This window comes from Pseudomonas sp. SWRI18 (assembly GCF_014268345.1).
GTDB classification, from domain to species: Bacteria; Pseudomonadota; Gammaproteobacteria; order Pseudomonadales; family Pseudomonadaceae; genus Aquipseudomonas; species Aquipseudomonas cedrina.
On record NZ_JACCQQ010000003.1, the window covers coordinates 91,697 to 108,076 of the forward strand.

Annotated in this window: 17 protein-coding genes and 5 tRNA genes; 13 read left to right on the forward strand and 9 right to left on the reverse strand. The window is 60.9% G+C overall.

Going from position 1 to position 16,380, the window contains the following annotated elements:
* Positions 1–15: 15 nt before the first annotated feature.
* The gene (locus H0Z09_RS05230; RefSeq protein ID WP_076951099.1) at positions 16–1,041 is read right to left on the reverse strand and encodes an outer membrane protein assembly factor BamD; all 1,026 of its coding nucleotides are present in this window, start codon (positions 1,039–1,041) and stop codon (positions 16–18) included.
* Positions 1,042–1,190: 149 nt separating this feature from the next.
* Between H0Z09_RS05230 and rluD the strand changes: the two genes are divergently transcribed.
* The 7 genes from rluD (at position 1,191) to H0Z09_RS05265 (ending at position 6,302) form a co-directional block, all read left to right on the forward strand.
* Positions 1,191–2,153 carry a 23S rRNA pseudouridine(1911/1915/1917) synthase RluD gene (rluD, locus tag H0Z09_RS05235; RefSeq protein WP_186688133.1) on the forward strand — a complete coding sequence of 321 codons (963 nt, stop codon included), beginning with the start codon at positions 1,191–1,193 and terminating at the stop codon, positions 2,151–2,153.
* Positions 2,150–2,875 (forward strand): peptidoglycan editing factor PgeF, encoded by a 726-nt coding sequence (gene pgeF, locus H0Z09_RS05240; RefSeq protein ID WP_186688138.1) that lies wholly within the window; start codon positions 2,150–2,152, stop codon positions 2,873–2,875. Before rluD ends, pgeF begins: the two co-directional genes overlap by 4 nt.
* A gap of 147 nt (positions 2,876–3,022) precedes the next feature.
* On the forward strand, positions 3,023–5,587 hold the full coding sequence (clpB, locus tag H0Z09_RS05245; protein WP_186688151.1) for an ATP-dependent chaperone ClpB: 2,565 nt from the start codon (positions 3,023–3,025) through the stop codon (positions 5,585–5,587).
* Between the two features lie 301 nt (positions 5,588–5,888).
* Positions 5,889–5,964, forward strand: a tRNA-Asn gene (locus H0Z09_RS05250).
* 9 nt (positions 5,965–5,973) lie between these two features.
* Positions 5,974–6,050 (forward strand) — tRNA-Pro (locus tag H0Z09_RS05255).
* 5 nt (positions 6,051–6,055) lie between these two features.
* Positions 6,056–6,131, forward strand: a tRNA-Lys gene (locus H0Z09_RS05260).
* Positions 6,132–6,225: 94 nt separating this feature from the next.
* A tRNA-Pro gene (locus H0Z09_RS05265) sits at positions 6,226–6,302 on the forward strand.
* Positions 6,303–6,495: 193 nt separating this feature from the next.
* Here the strand turns inward: H0Z09_RS05265 and H0Z09_RS05270 are convergent.
* Genes H0Z09_RS05270 through H0Z09_RS05280 form a run of 3 tightly spaced genes read right to left on the reverse strand, consistent with a single transcriptional unit; the run spans position 6,496 to position 8,714 of the window.
* Complete coding sequence (locus tag H0Z09_RS05270; RefSeq protein ID WP_186688154.1) at positions 6,496–7,794, reverse strand: NAD(P)/FAD-dependent oxidoreductase; 1,299 nt, start codon at positions 7,792–7,794, stop codon at positions 6,496–6,498.
* Positions 7,795–7,854: 60 nt separating this feature from the next.
* Positions 7,855–8,028, reverse strand: a complete 174-nt coding sequence (locus H0Z09_RS05275; protein ID WP_076951104.1) for a DUF3094 family protein — start codon at positions 8,026–8,028, stop codon at positions 7,855–7,857.
* Between the two features lie 56 nt (positions 8,029–8,084).
* On the reverse strand, positions 8,085–8,714 hold the full coding sequence (locus H0Z09_RS05280) for a DUF1780 domain-containing protein (RefSeq protein ID WP_169377254.1): 630 nt from the start codon (positions 8,712–8,714) through the stop codon (positions 8,085–8,087).
* 103 nt (positions 8,715–8,817) lie between these two features.
* Here H0Z09_RS05280 and H0Z09_RS05285 point away from each other — a divergent pair, with 103 nt between their 5' ends.
* Complete coding sequence (locus H0Z09_RS05285; RefSeq protein ID WP_186688163.1) at positions 8,818–9,507, forward strand: energy-coupling factor ABC transporter permease; 690 nt, start codon at positions 8,818–8,820, stop codon at positions 9,505–9,507.
* A 64-nt stretch (positions 9,508–9,571) separates the two neighbouring features.
* Positions 9,572–9,787: a hypothetical protein gene (locus tag H0Z09_RS05290; RefSeq protein ID WP_003171680.1), complete on the forward strand. Its 216-nt coding sequence runs from the start codon at positions 9,572–9,574 to the stop codon at positions 9,785–9,787.
* Here H0Z09_RS05290 and yacG read toward each other — a convergent pair.
* Genes yacG through H0Z09_RS05310 form a run of 4 tightly spaced genes read right to left on the reverse strand, consistent with a single transcriptional unit; the run spans position 9,784 to position 12,672 of the window.
* Entirely contained in the window at positions 9,784–9,984 is a 201-nt protein-coding gene (yacG, locus tag H0Z09_RS05295) for a DNA gyrase inhibitor YacG (protein ID WP_003188437.1), read from the reverse strand. The two genes, H0Z09_RS05290 and yacG, sit on opposite strands and share 4 nt — an antisense overlap.
* Positions 9,981–10,604 carry a dephospho-CoA kinase gene (gene coaE / locus H0Z09_RS05300; protein WP_186688173.1) on the reverse strand — a complete coding sequence of 208 codons (624 nt, stop codon included), beginning with the start codon at positions 10,602–10,604 and terminating at the stop codon, positions 9,981–9,983. The genes yacG and coaE overlap by 4 nt, the downstream gene beginning before the upstream one ends.
* Complete coding sequence (locus H0Z09_RS05305) at positions 10,601–11,467, reverse strand: A24 family peptidase (RefSeq protein ID WP_186688182.1); 867 nt, start codon at positions 11,465–11,467, stop codon at positions 10,601–10,603. The genes coaE and H0Z09_RS05305 overlap by 4 nt, the downstream gene beginning before the upstream one ends.
* A complete protein-coding gene (locus H0Z09_RS05310; protein ID WP_186688185.1) occupies positions 11,464–12,672 on the reverse strand; it encodes a type II secretion system F family protein in 1,209 nt (402 codons plus the stop codon). Before H0Z09_RS05310 ends, H0Z09_RS05305 begins: the two co-directional genes overlap by 4 nt.
* A 202-nt stretch (positions 12,673–12,874) precedes the next feature.
* On the opposite strand from H0Z09_RS05310, the gene H0Z09_RS05315 reads away from it, so the two are divergent.
* The 4 genes from H0Z09_RS05315 (at position 12,875) to H0Z09_RS05330 (ending at position 15,313) form a co-directional block, all read left to right on the forward strand.
* Positions 12,875–13,288: a pilin gene (locus H0Z09_RS05315; RefSeq protein ID WP_186688615.1), complete on the forward strand. Its 414-nt coding sequence runs from the start codon at positions 12,875–12,877 to the stop codon at positions 13,286–13,288.
* 35 nt (positions 13,289–13,323) lie between these two features.
* On the forward strand, positions 13,324–14,724 hold the full coding sequence (locus H0Z09_RS05320; RefSeq protein ID WP_186688188.1) for an O-antigen ligase family protein: 1,401 nt from the start codon (positions 13,324–13,326) through the stop codon (positions 14,722–14,724).
* A gap of 48 nt (positions 14,725–14,772) precedes the next feature.
* Positions 14,773–14,845 (forward strand) — tRNA-Thr (locus tag H0Z09_RS05325).
* Between the two features lie 162 nt (positions 14,846–15,007).
* Positions 15,008–15,313 (forward strand): DUF6388 family protein, encoded by a 306-nt coding sequence (locus H0Z09_RS05330; RefSeq protein WP_076951111.1) that lies wholly within the window; start codon positions 15,008–15,010, stop codon positions 15,311–15,313.
* A 149-nt stretch (positions 15,314–15,462) separates the two neighbouring features.
* On the opposite strand, the gene nadC is transcribed toward H0Z09_RS05330, so the two are convergent.
* On the reverse strand, positions 15,463–16,311 hold the full coding sequence (gene nadC, locus H0Z09_RS05335; RefSeq protein WP_186688191.1) for a carboxylating nicotinate-nucleotide diphosphorylase: 849 nt from the start codon (positions 16,309–16,311) through the stop codon (positions 15,463–15,465).
* Positions 16,312–16,380: the final 69 nt, after the last annotated feature.

Sequence of the window (16,380 nt, forward strand, 5' to 3'; positions counted from 1 at the left end):
TGGCGCGGGGTGCAATCAGTCGAACACACCAAAGGTCATGTAGCTGAACCACGAGCGGTCCTGGTTGTTGCCCAGGGCCTCTGGTTCTTCCTCTTCGATCACGTCGCCGTTCTCGTCATGGGGCTTGAGGTCCGAAGGGATGGCCTCCTTAGCGTCCTGGTACTGCTTGATCACGTCCTGGTTGGCGCGGGTTTCGCCCGGCGGCAGCGGTGGACGGGACTCGATCAGGCCCAGGGTGTACTTGCTCAGCCACGAACGGTTGTCCGCTTCGTCAACCTGAGGCACGAACTGGCCATCTTTCAGGCTTGGGTGATCCGGGTAGTTGAGCTTCAGGGTTTCCAGGCTGGTGCTGGCCAGGTCGTCCAGGTGCAGGCGCTGGTAAGCCTCGGTCATCACGGCCAGGCCGTCACCCACCGATGGGGTTTCCTGGAAGTTCTCCACCACGTAACGGCCACGGTTGGCTGCTGCCACGTAAGCCTGACGGGTCAGGTAGTAGTGAGCCACGTGGATCTCGTAGGACGCCAGCAGGTTGCGCAGGTAGATCATGCGCTGCTTGGCGTCCGGCGCGTAGCGGCTGTTGGGGTAGCGGCTGGTCAGCTGGGCGAACTCGTTGTAGGAGTCGCGGGCGGCGCCCGGGTCACGCTTGGTCATGTCCAGCGGCAGGAAGCGCGCCAGCAGGCCGACGTCCTGGTCGAACGAGGTCAGGCCCTTCATGTAGTAGGCGTAGTCGACGTTCGGGTGCTGCGGATGCAGGCGGATGAAACGCTCGGCGGCGGACTTGGCAGCTTCCGGCTCGGCGTTCTTGTAGTTGGCGTAGATCAGCTCGAGCTGGGCCTGGTCGGCGTAGCGCCCGAACGGATAACGCGACTCCAGTGCCTTCAGCTTCGCTGTGGCGCTGGTGTAGCTATTATTGTCCAGGTCTTTCTGAGCCAATTGGTACAGCTCGACTTCGCTCAGGTTTTCGTCGACGACTTCCTTTGTTGACGAGCAAGCAGCAGTCATGGCGAGGATGGCGATCAGCAGCAGGTGTTTCACTTGCATGGCGGCTTGCGTCCCTATGACGGCCGCTGTCTTGGGCGGGGCCGTCCTGTTATGATGAGCGCCCCGTTGAAAGCCTCGGGGCAAAAGACGCCGTATTTAACCACAAGCGCGCAGCCGAAACCAAAGGCTGTGCCACGCCTAGTCTGAGCATGTCCGATAAAATTGAACTTCGCGCAGAGGTGCCGTCCGAATTGGGCGGCCAACGCCTCGATCAAGTCGCCGCACAATTATTCGCTGAGCACTCGCGCTCGCGCCTTTCCGCCTGGATCAAAGACGGCCGCCTGACTGTGGATGGAGCGGTTATCCGCCCGCGAGACATAGTTCATGGCGGTGCGATTCTTGAGCTGACCGCCGAGCAGGAAGCCCAGGGAGAATGGGTCGCCCAGGACATCGAGCTGGACATCGTCTATGAAGACGACGACATCCTGGTCATCAACAAACCCGCAGGCCTGGTGGTTCACCCGGCGGCCGGGCACGCTGATGGCACCCTGCTCAATGCCTTGCTGCACCATGTGCCGGATATCGTCAACGTCCCGCGCTGCGGCATCGTGCACCGTCTGGACAAGGACACCACCGGCTTGATGGTGGTGGCCAAGACCATTCAGGCGCAGACGCAGTTGGTCACACAATTGCAAAGCCGCAGCGTCAGCCGTATCTACGAGTGCATCGTGATCGGCGTGGTGGTGGCCGGCGGCAAGATCAACGCGCCGATCGGTCGTCACGGTCAGCAGCGCCAGCGTATGGCGGTGATGGAGGGCGGCAAGCAGGCCGTCAGCCACTACCGTGTACTCGAGCGTTTCCGCTCCCACACCCATGTGCGGGTCAAGCTGGAAACCGGGCGTACCCACCAGATTCGCGTGCACATGGCCCACATCAACTTCCCGTTGGTCGGGGATCCGGCCTACGGCGGCCGCTTCCGTATCCCGCCGGCAGCCAGCCAAACCATGGTTGAATCGCTCAAAAGCTTCCCGCGCCAGGCATTGCACGCGCGTTTCCTGGAGCTGGATCATCCGACGAGCGGTAAGCGGATGAGCTGGGAATCGCCTCTGCCGGACGATCTGGTCTGGTTGTTGTCGCTGCTCAAGCAGGATCGCGAGGCGTTTATCGGATGAGTGACTGGCTGATTCCTGACTGGCCTGCGCCGGCTCGGGTGAAGGCCTGCGTCACCACCCGCTCGGGCGGCGTCAGTCTGGCGCCGTTCGACACCCTCAACCTGGGCGATCACGTCGAGGACAACCTGCAAGCCGTCCTTGAAAATCGCCGTCGTCTTACCGATGCCTTCGCGGTCCAGCCGGCCTGGTTGCGTCAGGTCCACGGCGTGACCGTGGTCGAGGCCGACCCGAGCCGTACGGTCGAAGCCGACGGCAGCTGGACCGGCACGCCTGGCATCGCCTGCACCTCAATGACTGCCGATTGCCTGCCCGCGTTGTTCTGCAACCGCGCCGGCACCCGCGTGGCGGCGGCCCATGCCGGCTGGCGCGGCTTGGCGGCGGGCGTGCTGGAAGCAACGGTCGAGCGCCTTGATGCCAGGCCTGAGGACGTGTTGGTCTGGCTCGGCCCGGCAATCGGTCCGCAAGCCTTTGAGGTCGGCCCGGAAGTGCGTGAGGCCTTCATGCAGCAACTGCCGGCCTGCGCCGAAGCCTTTGTGTCGAGCGGCAATCCCGGCAAGTTCATGGCCGATATCTATCAGCTGGCCCGTCTGCGCCTCGCCGCACGCGGCGTCACTGCTGTATATGGTGGCGGTTTGTGCACGGTGACCGACCCGCGTTTCTTTTCGTACCGGCGCAGTTCGCGCACCGGACGTTTTGCCTCCCTTATCTGGCTTGACCGCTAGACTCTCCTGATCTGGGTCAACACTGATCCATATCACCCGTCACTCGCTTGAATCCTCCAGAATCCACCCCATCTATAAGGGTATCTGGCAGGTTTCTTCATTCAGGAATGTTTTATAGCTCCGGCCTGCTCAAAAGGAAGGTGACTAATGCGTATTGATCGTTTAACCAGCAAATTACAGTTGGCACTGTCTGACTCCCAATCCTTGGCGGTGGGCCTCGACCACCCGGCCATCGAGCCCGCGCACTTGATGCAGGCGCTCCTTGAGCAGCAAGGTGGTTCCATCAAACCCTTGCTGATGCAGGTGGGTTTCGACGTCAACAGCCTGCGCAAGGAGTTGAGCAAAGAGCTCGACCAACTGCCAAAAATCCAGAACCCTACCGGCGACGTGAATATGTCCCAGGACCTGGCGCGCCTGCTCAATCAGGCAGACCGCCTGGCGCAGCAAAAGGGTGACCAGTTCATCTCCAGCGAACTGGTGCTGCTTGCCGCGATGGACGAAAACAGCAAGCTCGGCAAGTTGTTGCTGGGCCAGGGCGTGAGCAAAAAAGCTCTGGAAAACGCCATCAACAACCTGCGTGGCGGCGATGCCGTCAACGACCCTAACCACGAGGAGTCGCGCCAGGCCCTGGATAAATACACCGTCGACCTGACCAAACGCGCCGAAGAAGGCAAGCTTGATCCGGTGATCGGCCGTGACGATGAAATCCGTCGCACTATCCAGGTCCTGCAGCGCCGCACCAAGAACAACCCGGTGCTGATCGGCGAGCCTGGCGTGGGTAAAACCGCGATCGCCGAAGGCCTGGCTCAGCGCATCATCAATGGCGAAGTGCCGGACGGCCTCAAGGGCAAGCGCCTGCTGTCGCTGGACATGGGGTCGCTGATCGCCGGTGCCAAGTTCCGCGGTGAATTCGAAGAGCGCCTTAAATCCCTGCTCAATGAGCTGTCGAAGCAGGAAGGGCAGATCATTCTGTTCATCGACGAACTGCACACCATGGTCGGCGCCGGTAAAGGCGAAGGCTCGATGGATGCCGGCAACATGCTCAAGCCCGCCTTGGCGCGGGGTGAATTGCACTGCGTGGGTGCCACCACGCTCAACGAGTATCGCCAGTACATCGAAAAGGACGCAGCCCTTGAACGGCGCTTCCAGAAAGTGCTGGTGGAAGAACCGAGCGAAGAAGACACCATCGCGATCCTGCGTGGCCTGAAAGAGCGCTATGAGGTACACCACAAGGTGGCCATCACTGACGGCGCGATCATTGCGGCGGCCAAATTAAGCCACCGCTACATCACCGACCGCCAGTTGCCCGACAAGGCCATCGACTTGATCGACGAAGCGGCCAGCCGTATCCGCATGGAGATCGACTCCAAGCCGGAAGTGCTCGACCGCCTGGATCGGCGCTTGATTCAATTGAAAGTCGAGTCCCAGGCGCTGAAGAAAGAAGAAGACGAGGCGGCGAAGAAACGCCTGGAAAAACTTCAGGAAGAAATCGTCCGCCTGGAACGCGAGTATTCGGACCTGGAAGAAATCTGGACCTCGGAAAAAGCCGAAGTGCAGGGCTCTGCACAGATCCAGCAAAAGATCGAGCAGTCGCGCCAGGAACTGGAAGCCGCGCGCCGTAAAGGCGACCTGAACCGCATGGCCGAGTTGCAATACGGGGTGATCCCGGATCTGGAACGCAGCCTGCAGATGGTCGATCAGCACGGTAAAAGCGAGAACCAGTTGCTGCGCAGCAAGGTCACCGAGGAAGAAATTGCCGAAGTCGTGTCGAAATGGACCGGCATTCCGGTGTCGAAAATGCTCGAAGGCGAGCGCGACAAGCTGCTGAAAATGGAAAGCCTGTTGCACCAGCGCGTCATCGGCCAGGAAGAGGCGGTGGTCGCGGTGTCCAACGCGGTGCGGCGTTCCCGGGCCGGGCTGTCCGATCCGAACCGTCCGAGCGGCTCGTTCATGTTCCTCGGCCCGACCGGTGTGGGTAAGACCGAGTTGTGCAAGGCCCTGGCCGAGTTTCTCTTCGATACCGAAGAGGCGATGGTGCGGATCGATATGTCCGAGTTCATGGAAAAACACTCGGTGGCTCGCTTGATCGGTGCGCCACCGGGCTACGTGGGCTACGAAGAGGGCGGTTACCTGACCGAAGCCGTGCGGCGCAAGCCTTACTCGGTGATCCTGCTGGATGAGGTCGAGAAGGCGCACCCGGATGTGTTCAACATCTTGCTGCAGGTGCTGGAAGATGGCCGCCTGACGGACAGCCACGGGCGTACCGTGGACTTTCGCAATACAGTGATCGTGATGACCTCCAACCTGGGCTCCTCGCAGATCCAGGAATTGGTCGGTGATCGCGAAGCCCAGCGCGCCGCGGTGATGGATGCACTGACCAGCCACTTCCGCCCGGAATTCATCAACCGGGTCGATGAAGTGGTGATCTTCGAGCCATTGGCGCGGGATCAGATCGCGGGTATTACCGAGATCCAGCTGGGCCGCCTGCGCAGCCGTCTGGCCGAGCGCGAGTTGTCGCTGGAACTGAGCCGCGAGGCTTTGGACAAGCTGATCGCGGTGGGTTACGACCCGGTGTATGGCGCACGGCCGTTGAAGCGTGCGATCCAGCGCTGGATCGAAAACCCGCTGGCCCAGCTGATCCTGTCGGGCAACTTTATGCCGGGCACCAGCGTCGAGGCGACCGTGGAAAACGACGAAATCGTCTTCCACTGAGCCCGGGCTGCAGGCCGATAAGACAAGGCCCCGCATTGCGGGGCCTTTTTTTTCGATAGGGCGTTGAACTGTAAGGCAAAGGCTTGTAAAGTGCGCCCCGCAGCAACGTCAGCCCACGGGTTTCTTCTCCCCAAGAAGAAATCAGAAAGAAGCGCAAATCATTGTCTTAAAAGCAATTTAAAGGGTTGACAGGGGTTTTTAAGATTGTAGAATAGCGCGCCTCAGACACATGAACGTAGCGATACGGGCAAGTCGAAGAGAAGGTTACACCGCTGTAAAGTTGCACTTTGAAATATGTAGTTCCGTGATAGCTCAGTCGGTAGAGCAAATGACTGTTAATCATTGGGTCCCAGGTTCGAGTCCTGGTCACGGAGCCAATTTCAAACCGGGGTATAGCGCAGTCCGGTAGCGCGCCTGCTTTGGGAGCAGGATGTCGGGAGTTCGAATCCCCCTACCCCGACCATATTTGGGTCGTTAGCTCAGTTGGTAGAGCAGTTGGCTTTTAACCAATTGGTCGTAGGTTCGAATCCCACACGACCCACCATTTTTGAAACCAGTTAACGCTGGAATCAGATCTTAAGATCAGAGGCCAAAAGCGCTGATCGAAGAAGGCGACTGAAAGGTCGCCTTTTTTTTACCGGGGTATAGCGCAGTCCGGTAGCGCGCCTGCTTTGGGAGCAGGATGTCAGGAGTTCGAATCCCCTTACCCCGACCATATTAAAAATCCTCGTATCGAAAGATACGGGGATTTTTTTTGCGCGCACAAATCCTGAACTCACCGCAAACAGAATGTGGGAGCGGGCTTGCTCGCGAAAGCGGTGGTTCAGTGCCAGATGTACTGGCTGACACACCGCTTTCGCGAGCAAGTCGAATCGTCGCACCGCCGCTCCCACATGGGTTTTGTGGTGTTAGTGGAGTTTGAGTCTAGGCTCAGTCCCACGCCCGATCCGGCTGCCCAGCATCAACATCGCCGTACGGAAAACCCCATACAGCGCCATCTGGTGCATGCGGTACAGCGACACATAAAACATCCGCGCCAACCAGCCTTCCAGCATCACGCTGCCCGTCAGGTTACCCATCAAGTTGCCCACCGCCGAAAACCGCGACAGCGAGATCAGCGAGCCGTAGTCGGTGTACTTGTAGCTTGGCAGCGCCTTGCCTTCAATGCGCAGCTTCAGCGACTTGGCCAGCAGCGAGGCTTGCTGATGAGCCGCCTGGGCCCGTGGCGGCACATTGCGGTCGGTGCCGGCTTGCGGGCAGGCCGCGCAGTCGCCAAAGGCAAAGATGTTTTCGTCGCGGGTGGTTTGCAGTGTCGGCAATACCTGCAGTTGATTGATGCGGTTGGTTTCCAGGCCATCGATGTCCTTGAGGAAACCTGGGGCGCGAATGCCGGCGGCCCAGACCTTGAGGCTGGCGGGGATGATCTGGCCGCTGCTGGTGATCAGGGCATCGGCCGTCACTTCACTGACCGCCGAGTTTGTCAGTACCGTTACCCCGAGCTTCTCCAGGGTTTTATGCACCGGCACGCCGATACGCTCCGGCAGCGCGGGCAACACCCGTGGGCCGGCTTCGATCAGGGTGATGTGCATGTTTTCCGGCTTGATGCGGTCCAGGCCATAGGCGGCCAGTTCGTGGGCGGCATTATGCAGTTCGGCGGCCAGCTCGACCCCGGTAGCACCGGCGCCGACGATGGCGACGCTGATTTTTTCCACCACGTCGGTCTGCCCGGCGTGGGCGCGCAGGTAATGGTTGAGCAATTGCTGGTGGAAGCGCTCGGCCTGCTTACGGGTATCGAGGAACAGGCAATGTTGCGCCGCGCCTTCGGTGCCGAAATCGTTGGTGGTGCTGCCTACCGCGATGACCAGGCTGTCATAGCCCAGCACGCGCGCAGGCACCAGCTCACGGCCTTCTTCATCGAGGGTGGCGGCCAGCTGGATCTTCTTCTGCTCACGGTCAAGCCCGCTCATGCGCCCCAGTTGGAACTCGAAGTGGTTCCATTTGGCCTGGGCGACATAGTTGAGTTCGTCTTCCGACGAGTTCAGCGAGCCGGCCGCCACTTCGTGCAGCAAGGGCTTCCAGATGTGAGTCAGGTTGGTGTCCACCAGCGTGATGCTGGCGGTGCCGCGCTTGCCCAGGGTCTTACCCAGGCGGGTCGCCAACTCCAGGCCGCCGGCGCCGCCGCCGACGATAATAATACGATGGGTCATGGGGATATCTCGCAAGGCTAAAGGAAATCGGAGCAGTTACCCCCGCGAGCGCCAGGCAGCTCATAGCGTCAGGTAACTCAAAAGGCGACTCAGCAGGCCGAGGCCGATCACCACGGCAAGCACTACACCCAGGAGCAGCCACGGCCGGAAAGGCTTGCGCTCGACCTGGTGTTGAGAGAGTTGCAGGTACTCTTCGACATGCTGTTGGTCATCGGGGTTCAGGCGGCTGGTCATAAAGGCCTCGTCAGGTAGACGTTGCAAAAGGGCACCACGTTACAGTCCCGCCGGCATCAGAGGCTGATGCCCACGTCGAATACTACGCTGCGGCCCAGGTTATTGCGCAAGAAGTCCGGCGCGTCCGGGTGAGCGAACAGCACCCGGGCAAAGGTCGGTCCCACCAGGGATAGCGATCGCCAGCCCTGGCGCAGGTATTCCGTGGGCGGTGGGAAGTGGCTGTTCAGGTCGAGCACTTCACGCTTGAGGCTGGCGAAGGCGACGATATCCAGCTCCCCCAGGTCCATGCCGCGTTCTTTGTAGTTATGCGCCTTCTTGCGCAAGGTGGGCGCCAGGCGCAATAAAAACTCATGGGCCGGGATGCGTCGCGGCTTGGCTTCGCGCCGCACCAACTGGCTGAGGGAAAAGGCGCTGCGCCGACGCAGCAGTTCGTCACGCCATTCATCGTTCAGCCGGCGGCCTTCGTCGAGCACGAAAAACACTTCGAAGCTGGCATCGCGAAACAACACGTCCGGCGGTTCTTGCCCGGCGGCGTGAAACTCTTCGGCCCGGTAAGGCACGTTCAGGCCCTGCAACAGCCGCTGGCAGACCCAACGCTCACGCTCCCATTTGCGGGCATTGGACAAGAACGCGTTGGCTTGTTCGGCCGCTACGGTGAGCAGGCGCAAATAATCTGAGTCATCCATGGTTAGCAGCTTAGCGCCCAAATCATGACCGCAGGAAGTCCCGCTATCAAACGTCGGTGTAGACTGACCACTCGACGGAGGGTCCAACAGGGAGAGTGCTGCCGTGATCAGTGCCGCGATGCTGGCGCCGACAACTCTGGGTGTCGGCTGGCTGTTGTTTACACCCGTGGTGCTGTGGGCGCTCCTGCGCTCACCCTGGGTCGAGTTGTTTGCCGACCGGCGGCGCCAGCATTTGCTGTTCGGCACGGTGTTCGCGCTGTTCATGCTGTGGCTGGTACGAAGGGATTTCGATACCGGTGTGTCCTACCACTTTATCGGCATGACCGCCGTGACCTTGTTGCTGGATTGGCCTCTGGCGATTGTCGGCGGCTTTGCCGCGCAGTTGGGTTTAGTCCTGTTGGGGCGCCAGGACCTGGCAGCCGTTGGCGTCAACGGCCTGCTGCTGATCATGCTGCCGGTGCTGGTCACTGAAACATGCGCGTTGCTGGTCGAGCGTGCGCAACCGCGTAACCCCTTTGTGTATATCTTCTGCTGCGGCTTTTTCGCCGCCGCGCTGTCAGCCTTGCTCTGTCTGTTGGTCGGGCTGGGGCTTTTGTGGTTCGACGGGCGCTTTGCCATGCCCGAATGGCTCGAGGACTTCGTTGGCTACCTGTGGCTGATCATCTTCCCCGAGGCTTTCATCAACGGCATGGTGATCAGCGCCTTGGTGGTGTTCTGTCCGCAATGGCTGGAGACCTTCAACCGTACCCGCTATCTATCCGCCCCTTGGAAAGATGACGACCCGTCGGGTTGATCCAGATCAAGCCCCGGGCGGACGCGCAGGCTCATGCTTTCCAAAATTTTCAGGAGCACCAATCATGAGTGTGTACGAATGGGCACGGCAGGAGTTGCGCAGAAGCCAGGACGCGGCACAGGAAATCGGTTTTGACCCCGGTTTGACCCTGCGCGCCATGCTGAGCGCGGTCGTGCAGCAGAGCAAGGGCGTACGCAGCTTTGAAGACCTGGCCGACGAGCTGCAATACCTTGCAGAGAACCTCGACGACCAGCAGGAATACGCCTTTATGCGCCCTTAGTGGCGCGGCGGCAGGTCTTCGGAAAACAACTCGTCCTCGGCATCCGGAGCCACGGGGATCTTGTGTTCCTCAGCGGCCCAGGCGCCCAAGTCGATCAGTTTGCAACGGTCCGAGCAGAACGGCCGGTTGAGGTTGGTCGCTTTCCATTCCACGGGGGCGCCGCAGGTTGGGCAGTCGACGGTCAAGGGTTGGCTCATGTTCGGCCTCCACGCAAAGTAAGGTAAAAGTGGTGCAGTCGCTCGACCTCGCCGTGCAGCCAGGCAAGGTCCCGGTCATTGACCAGTATGTCGTCGGCATGGTTCAGGCGGTCTTCACGACTGGACTGGGCCTTGAGAATCGCCTGTACCTGTTGTTCGCTGATGCCGTCGCGCTGCAGGGTACGCTGAATCTGCAGCGATTGCGGCACGTCGATCACCAGGATGCGTTGGGTCATGCTGTACTGGCCTGACTCGATCAGCAGTGGCGACACCAATATTGCGTAAGGCGACTGCGCGCGCGCCAGGTGGCTGCGAATCTCCTCGCCAATCAGCGGATGCAGCAAGGCTTCGAGCCAGCGGCGCTCTTCGGGTACTTCAAAGATCAGCTTGCGCAATGCGCCGCGGTCCAATTGGCCGTCGGGCAGCAGCACGCCGGCACCAAAGTGTTCGGTGATGCGCGCGAGCGCCGGCCGGCCAGGCTCGACAACCCAGCGGGCGGCATGGTCGGCGTCCACCAGATCGATACCCAGGTCGATGAAGTGCTGGGCGGCCGCGCTCTTGCCGCTGCCAATGCCGCCGGTGAGCCCGAGAATCCAGGGTGTTGCGACAGAAGTGGTCATCTGAAACCGACAGACTGCAAATAGAAGTCGGTTATTTGACCACCCCAGAGCAATGCAATCCAGCCGGCAATTGCCAGATACGGACCAAATGGCATGGGTGTCGACGCCTGGGCCTTGCGCAGGCGCATCAGGATCAAGCCCACCACCACCCCGACCAGTGATGACATCAGCAGCGTCATCGGCAGGATCTGCCACCCCCCCCACGCGCCGAGCAGCGCCAGCAACTTGAAGTCGCCGTGACCCATGCCGTCTTTGCCGGTGGCCAGCTTGAACAGCCAGAACACGCTCCAAAGGCTCATGTATCCGAGCACGGCGCCCCACAGGGCATCGGGCAATGTCGTCAGCAGGTCGAACCCGTTGGCGATGAGTCCCAGCCACAGCAGCGGCATCACCAGCACATCCGGCAACAGTTGATGGTCCGCATCGATCAGGCTCATTGCCAGCAACCCCCAGCTCAGCACCAGCATCGCGCCTGCCTGCCAGCCAGAGCCGAAATGCCAGGCCACCAGGGCCGAGATCAACGCGCAGGCCAGTTCGGTCAGCGGGTAGCGGGCGCTGATCGCCCCCTGGCAATGGGCGCAACGGCCTCTGAGCAACAGGTAACTGAGCAGCGGAATATTTTCCCAGGGGCGTATCGGATGGTTGCAGTGCGGGCAGCAGGAGTTGGGCTGCATGAGGTTGTAGGTCGGCCCGCCGGGCTCGGCGGGCAGGCCGAGTACCTCATGGGCCTGGGCGCGCCATTCGCGCTCGAGCATTTTCGGCAGGCGCCAGACCACCACGTTGAGGAAGCTGCCGACGATCAGCCCCAACACCGCCGCCATCACGATAAAAGCCCATGGGTATGCAACCAGCAGCAGGTTCAAAACGTGCTCCCCAGTTGGAAGACCGGCAAATACATGGCGATCACCAAGGCGCCGACAATGCTCCCCAGAACCACCATGATCAGTGGCTCCATCAGGCTGGTGAGGTTATCGACGAGGTTGTCCACGTCGGCCTCGTAATGGTTTGCGACTTTTTCCAGCATGCGGTCCAGCGTGCCCGACTCTTCGCCGATGGCGGTCATCTGGATCGCCATGGCGGGAAACAGGCCGCTGGCGAGCATGGATTGATTCAACGGCATGCCAGTGGAAACCTCGTGTCGCATCTGTTCGATTGCCTGTTTGAACGGCCCCGAGCCCACGGCGCCGGCGACCGATTCCAGTGCCTGCACCAGTGGAACGCCAGCGGCAAAGGTGGTGGAAAGCGTGCGGGCGTAGCGGGCCACGGCGGATTTGCTCAACAGTTTGCCTGCCAGCGGCGCTTTCAACAAACCGGTGTCGATCCAAAGGCGCAAGGCAGGCAGGGTTCGATAGGCGTGGCGCAGCCCCAGGCCAGCCGCCGGAACGCCGAGTGCCAGGACCCACCAGGCTCGCTGCATGAACTCGGACAGGGCAATCACCTGCAACGTGAAACCGGGCAGCGTGCCGTCGACCCCGGCGAACAGGTTCTGGAACTGCGGCACGACGTGGATCAACAGCACGCCGGTGACAAGGCTGGCCACCACCAGCACTGCAATCGGGTAGGTCATGGCTTTTTTGATTCTGGCCTTTAAGTGCTCGCTCTTTTCCCGATGGATCGCCACGCGTTCCAGCAGCGTTTCAAGCGCCCCGGCCTGCTCGCCGGCGGCCACCAGGTTGCAATACAGCGCATCGAAATAGCGCGGCTGTTTGCGCAGCGCTTCAGCCAGGCTGGAGCCGGCGGCGATTGCCTGTTTCAAGCCTTGCACCCGTTCACGCACCGCTCGGTTGTCGAAGCCCTCGCTGATGATGTCGAAGGCTTGCAGAAGCGCAATGCCGGCTTTGAGCAACGTGGCCAGTTGGCGCGTGAACAGGGTGATGTCCGTCGATTTGATCGACGGTGCCAGGCTCTGCAGCACTGGGGATTGCTTGCGGACCTGCTCGGGGCTGATGCCTTGCCGGCGCAATTGAGCCTTGACCAGGGCCAGGTTGTGCCCTGTGGTTTGCCCGGACACCCTGCGTCCTTTGCGGTTGATGCCTTCCCAGGCGTACATCGTCGAAGCGTTGTCCATGTCTCGTTTCCGCACAGAGGTCGTCGAAGATTTATAGCGTAGTCAGGTGACGGATTCGGGCAGGCCGACAGCCTTGGATAAAATGTCAGAATATGCGTCTCGTGCGCGATCAAGCGCCTGCGGATGAGTACACTGGCGCCGCAGCACAACACGGGGCGCAGGAAGCGCCTTGTCATGAGTTCTATCCTGGAGATTGAATGTGATACGTCAAAAAGGCTTTACCCTGATCGAGCTGTTGATCGTCGTGGCAATCATCGGCATCTTGGCCACCATCGGCCTGCCGATGTATACCACCCACCAGGCCAAGGCCAAGTTCACCGCCGGCCTGGCTGAAATCACCGCGTTGAAGCCCGGCTATGAAGACACCATCAACCAGGGCACCGTCCCCACCCTGGCCTTGATCGGCGGCACCAGCCCGACCGCCAATTGCAAAATCGACGTGGCAGGCGATGTGGCCACGGGTGCGGGCTCCATCAGTTGCGAAATACTCGATGCGCCGGCGCCAGTGCTGGGCAAGACCATCAGCCTGACGCGCAACGCTACCAGCGGTTGGAAATGCACCACCACCGCCGACGCAAAATATGTCGCCAAGGGTTGCGGCGCCTCCGGCGCATAACTGCTGAACCCTCCACAGGGAAGTCGAGGTGGTCGATGACGTTATCCGTTCCGCAACGTGGCGGTGTTTTTCTGGTAGCCGTGGTGTGCCTTCTGGTGTTGGGCATTTGTGCACCGTTCAGCGGGCATGATTTGCAGCGAGCGATGCAGATTGCCATCGGGGCTTGTGCGGTGCTCTACGGGCTGTCAGTCGCGCGCGTTGAACGGCTGGTGAATCGGCCTACCGCTCGGGGGCTGGCGCTGATTGTCGTGTTGGGCCTGGCGTCCGCAATGCTGGCCCACCAGCCGCTCTGGGCGCTTGCCGAAGTGGCGTTGTTTGTCAGCTGCGGCGCGATTGCCGTGGCCTTCGCCTTGCTGCGTCGCCACGGGGGAGAGCGTCTGGATCGTGCCTTGATCCTGATAGTGGTATTGCTGTGCCTGATCAAGTCGATTCAATACCTGTATGCGGGAATCCTTGCGTTCGCCAGCGCCGAACGGACGCTGGACCCTGACCTGTTGCTTTCGGGCTTTTCCAACAAGCGTTTCTACGGCCAGTTCCAAACGTTTACCCTGCCATTGCTGGCGCTTCCCTTGTTGATCCCTGGGCTTTCCCGCTCACTCAAAGCGTGGGTGTTTGCATTGCTGTGCGGGTGGTGGCTGATCGCGATCGGCGGCGGCACGCGTGGCACCTGGCTTGGTATGGGCGCGGCGGGCTTGGTGCTGGCGGTGCTGGGGCCACGGGGGCGGCGCTGGCTGGGTTGGCAATTGGCCGCATTGCTGGGCGGGCTGTTGTTGTATTGGCTGGTGTTTACGGTGCTGGCGGATTATCTGGGGATAGCGGTCGCCAATGGCGCCGGTGACCGCCTTACCACCTCCCTGTCGGGGCGCGGCCCGATCTGGTGGCAGGCGTGGCATATGCTCACCGAGCGGCCCTGGTTGGGCTTCGGGCCGATGCATTTTGCCGATATCGCCAACAAAATTGCGGCCCACCCCCATCAGGCGGTCCTGCAATGGGCCAGTGAATGGGGTGTGCCATCGGCTTTGTGCGTCGCGTTGCTGGCGTGGCACGGAGGCTGGGCCACGTTCGGTGTGCTGCGTGAGCGTGCGTTGAGCGCCGAGCGGGCAGACCTGCTGCGGCTGTGCTTGTTTGCCGCCTTGGTCGGCGCGCTGGTGCAGTCCATGGTCGATGGCGTGATTGTGATGCCCAACTCCCAGGTCTGGCTGGCGCTGGTGGTGGGCTGGTTGATGGGGCTCCACGTGTGGCGCACACCGCCAACCACAGAAACTCCCCTGGCCTGGGCTGCCTGGAAAACCCTGAGTGTGCTGGCCGTTGGTCTGTTGATTTTCATTGCTGCGCGCGATGTACCTCACATCAAGCAAGCGCAGCAGCAGTACCTGGACGCTCATGGCAGCTTGCTGCAACCGCGCTTCTGGGCCCAGGGCGTGATCGCCCGCTGAGGGCCGTAAGTTGCCGGACGCCCGATGCGGTGCTAGCTTTAGCCCACTGCCCGTGTAGCTCAGCCGGTAGAGCAGCGCACTCGTAACGCGAAGGTCGCAGGTTCGATTCCTGTCTCGGGCACAAAGGCAACAAAGGCAGCACCGTTTTCAAAGGCAATGTTTTCAGATGATCCCAGAATGGTTCTGAAGGCCAGACGAGCCGGCATGTAAGCCCGCTCTTTTGTATCTGCGCAACCTTGATGACCCAGATGCATCCCCATTCCTCGATCTTAAGAGAACGCACATGACCACGACTGAAATGACCCAGCAAGCGCGGCACGAAGAAGCACTCAATAAATACCTTGAGGCCACGCCGCAGCTTAAGGAAGAGATCAAGGACCTGAGCGCCGACGATCAGCGCGACCAGATTCAGTGGGCATTCGAAGACGAGGCCGAGAGCCAGAATCTTCAGCCTTGGGAACTGACCCTCAAGTACACCTCGACACCGGAAGAATTCGAAACCGCACGGCTGGCCTTGCACAAAGAGGCAGCCGAGGTGCTGGGCGTCGAATGGGACGAATATTGCGAAATGAATAACCTGGTGGTCTGAGGTTGTAGTGAGCGGGCTCGCCCCGCGCTGGGTGGCGAAGCCGCCCCAAACCAGGCGACCTGATTCTACCTGGAACTCAGCGAAGTCCTTATTGGGGCGGCTTCGCCACCCAGCGCGGGACAAGCCCGCTCACTACACGAGCCCGATGTTTAGATGCTGAGGCGCATCGACAAATCCACCGCCTTCACATCCTTGGTCATCGCGCCAATGGAGATGTAGTCCACCCCGGTCTCTGCAATGGGCAGCAGGGTGCTCTCATTGATCCCGCCGCTGGCCTCCAGTTTCGCCTTGCCGCCGTTCAGACGCACGGCTTCGCGCATATCGTCCAGGCTCAACTCGTCGAGCATGATGATATCGGCACCCGCCGCCAGGGCTTCGCGCAGTTCATCCAGGCTCTCTACTTCGACTTCCACTGGCTTGCCGGGTGCGATCCCATGGGCGGCCGTGATTGCCTGGGCAATGCCACCGCAGGCGGCAATATGGTTTTCCTTGATCAGGAACGCGTCATACAAACCGATACGGTGGTTGTGGCAGCCGCCGCAGGTGACGGCGTACTTCTGCGCCAGGCGCAGGCCCGGCAGGGTCTTGCGGGTATCCAGTAGTTTGACCTGGGTGCTGGCGACAATATCAGCCAGGAAGTGGGCGCGAGTGGCGACGCCGGACAGCAGCTGGAGGAAGTTCAGCGCGCTGCGTTCGCCGCTGAGCAGCGAGCGTGCGGGGCCTTCAAGGTGGAACAGCACCTGGTCGGAGCTGACGCGGTCGCCATCGACCACCTGCCAATGCACGGCGACGCGTGGGTCCAGCTGGCGGAAGACCGCATCCACCCAGGCGGTACCGGCGATCACCGCTGCGTCACGGGTAATGATAGTGGCCGTGGCCAGCCGTTCGGCCGGGATCAATTGCGCAGTGATGTCGCCGCTGCCGATGTCTTCCATCAGTGCTCGGCGCACGTTGGCTTCGATTTCGGCGGTGAGGTCGGCAAGACGGAGATTCGGCATAACAGGCTCCACAGACAAAGTGCGCCGATTATAGGGGCAGTGTGCGTCCGAACCCAGGCTCACCACTCA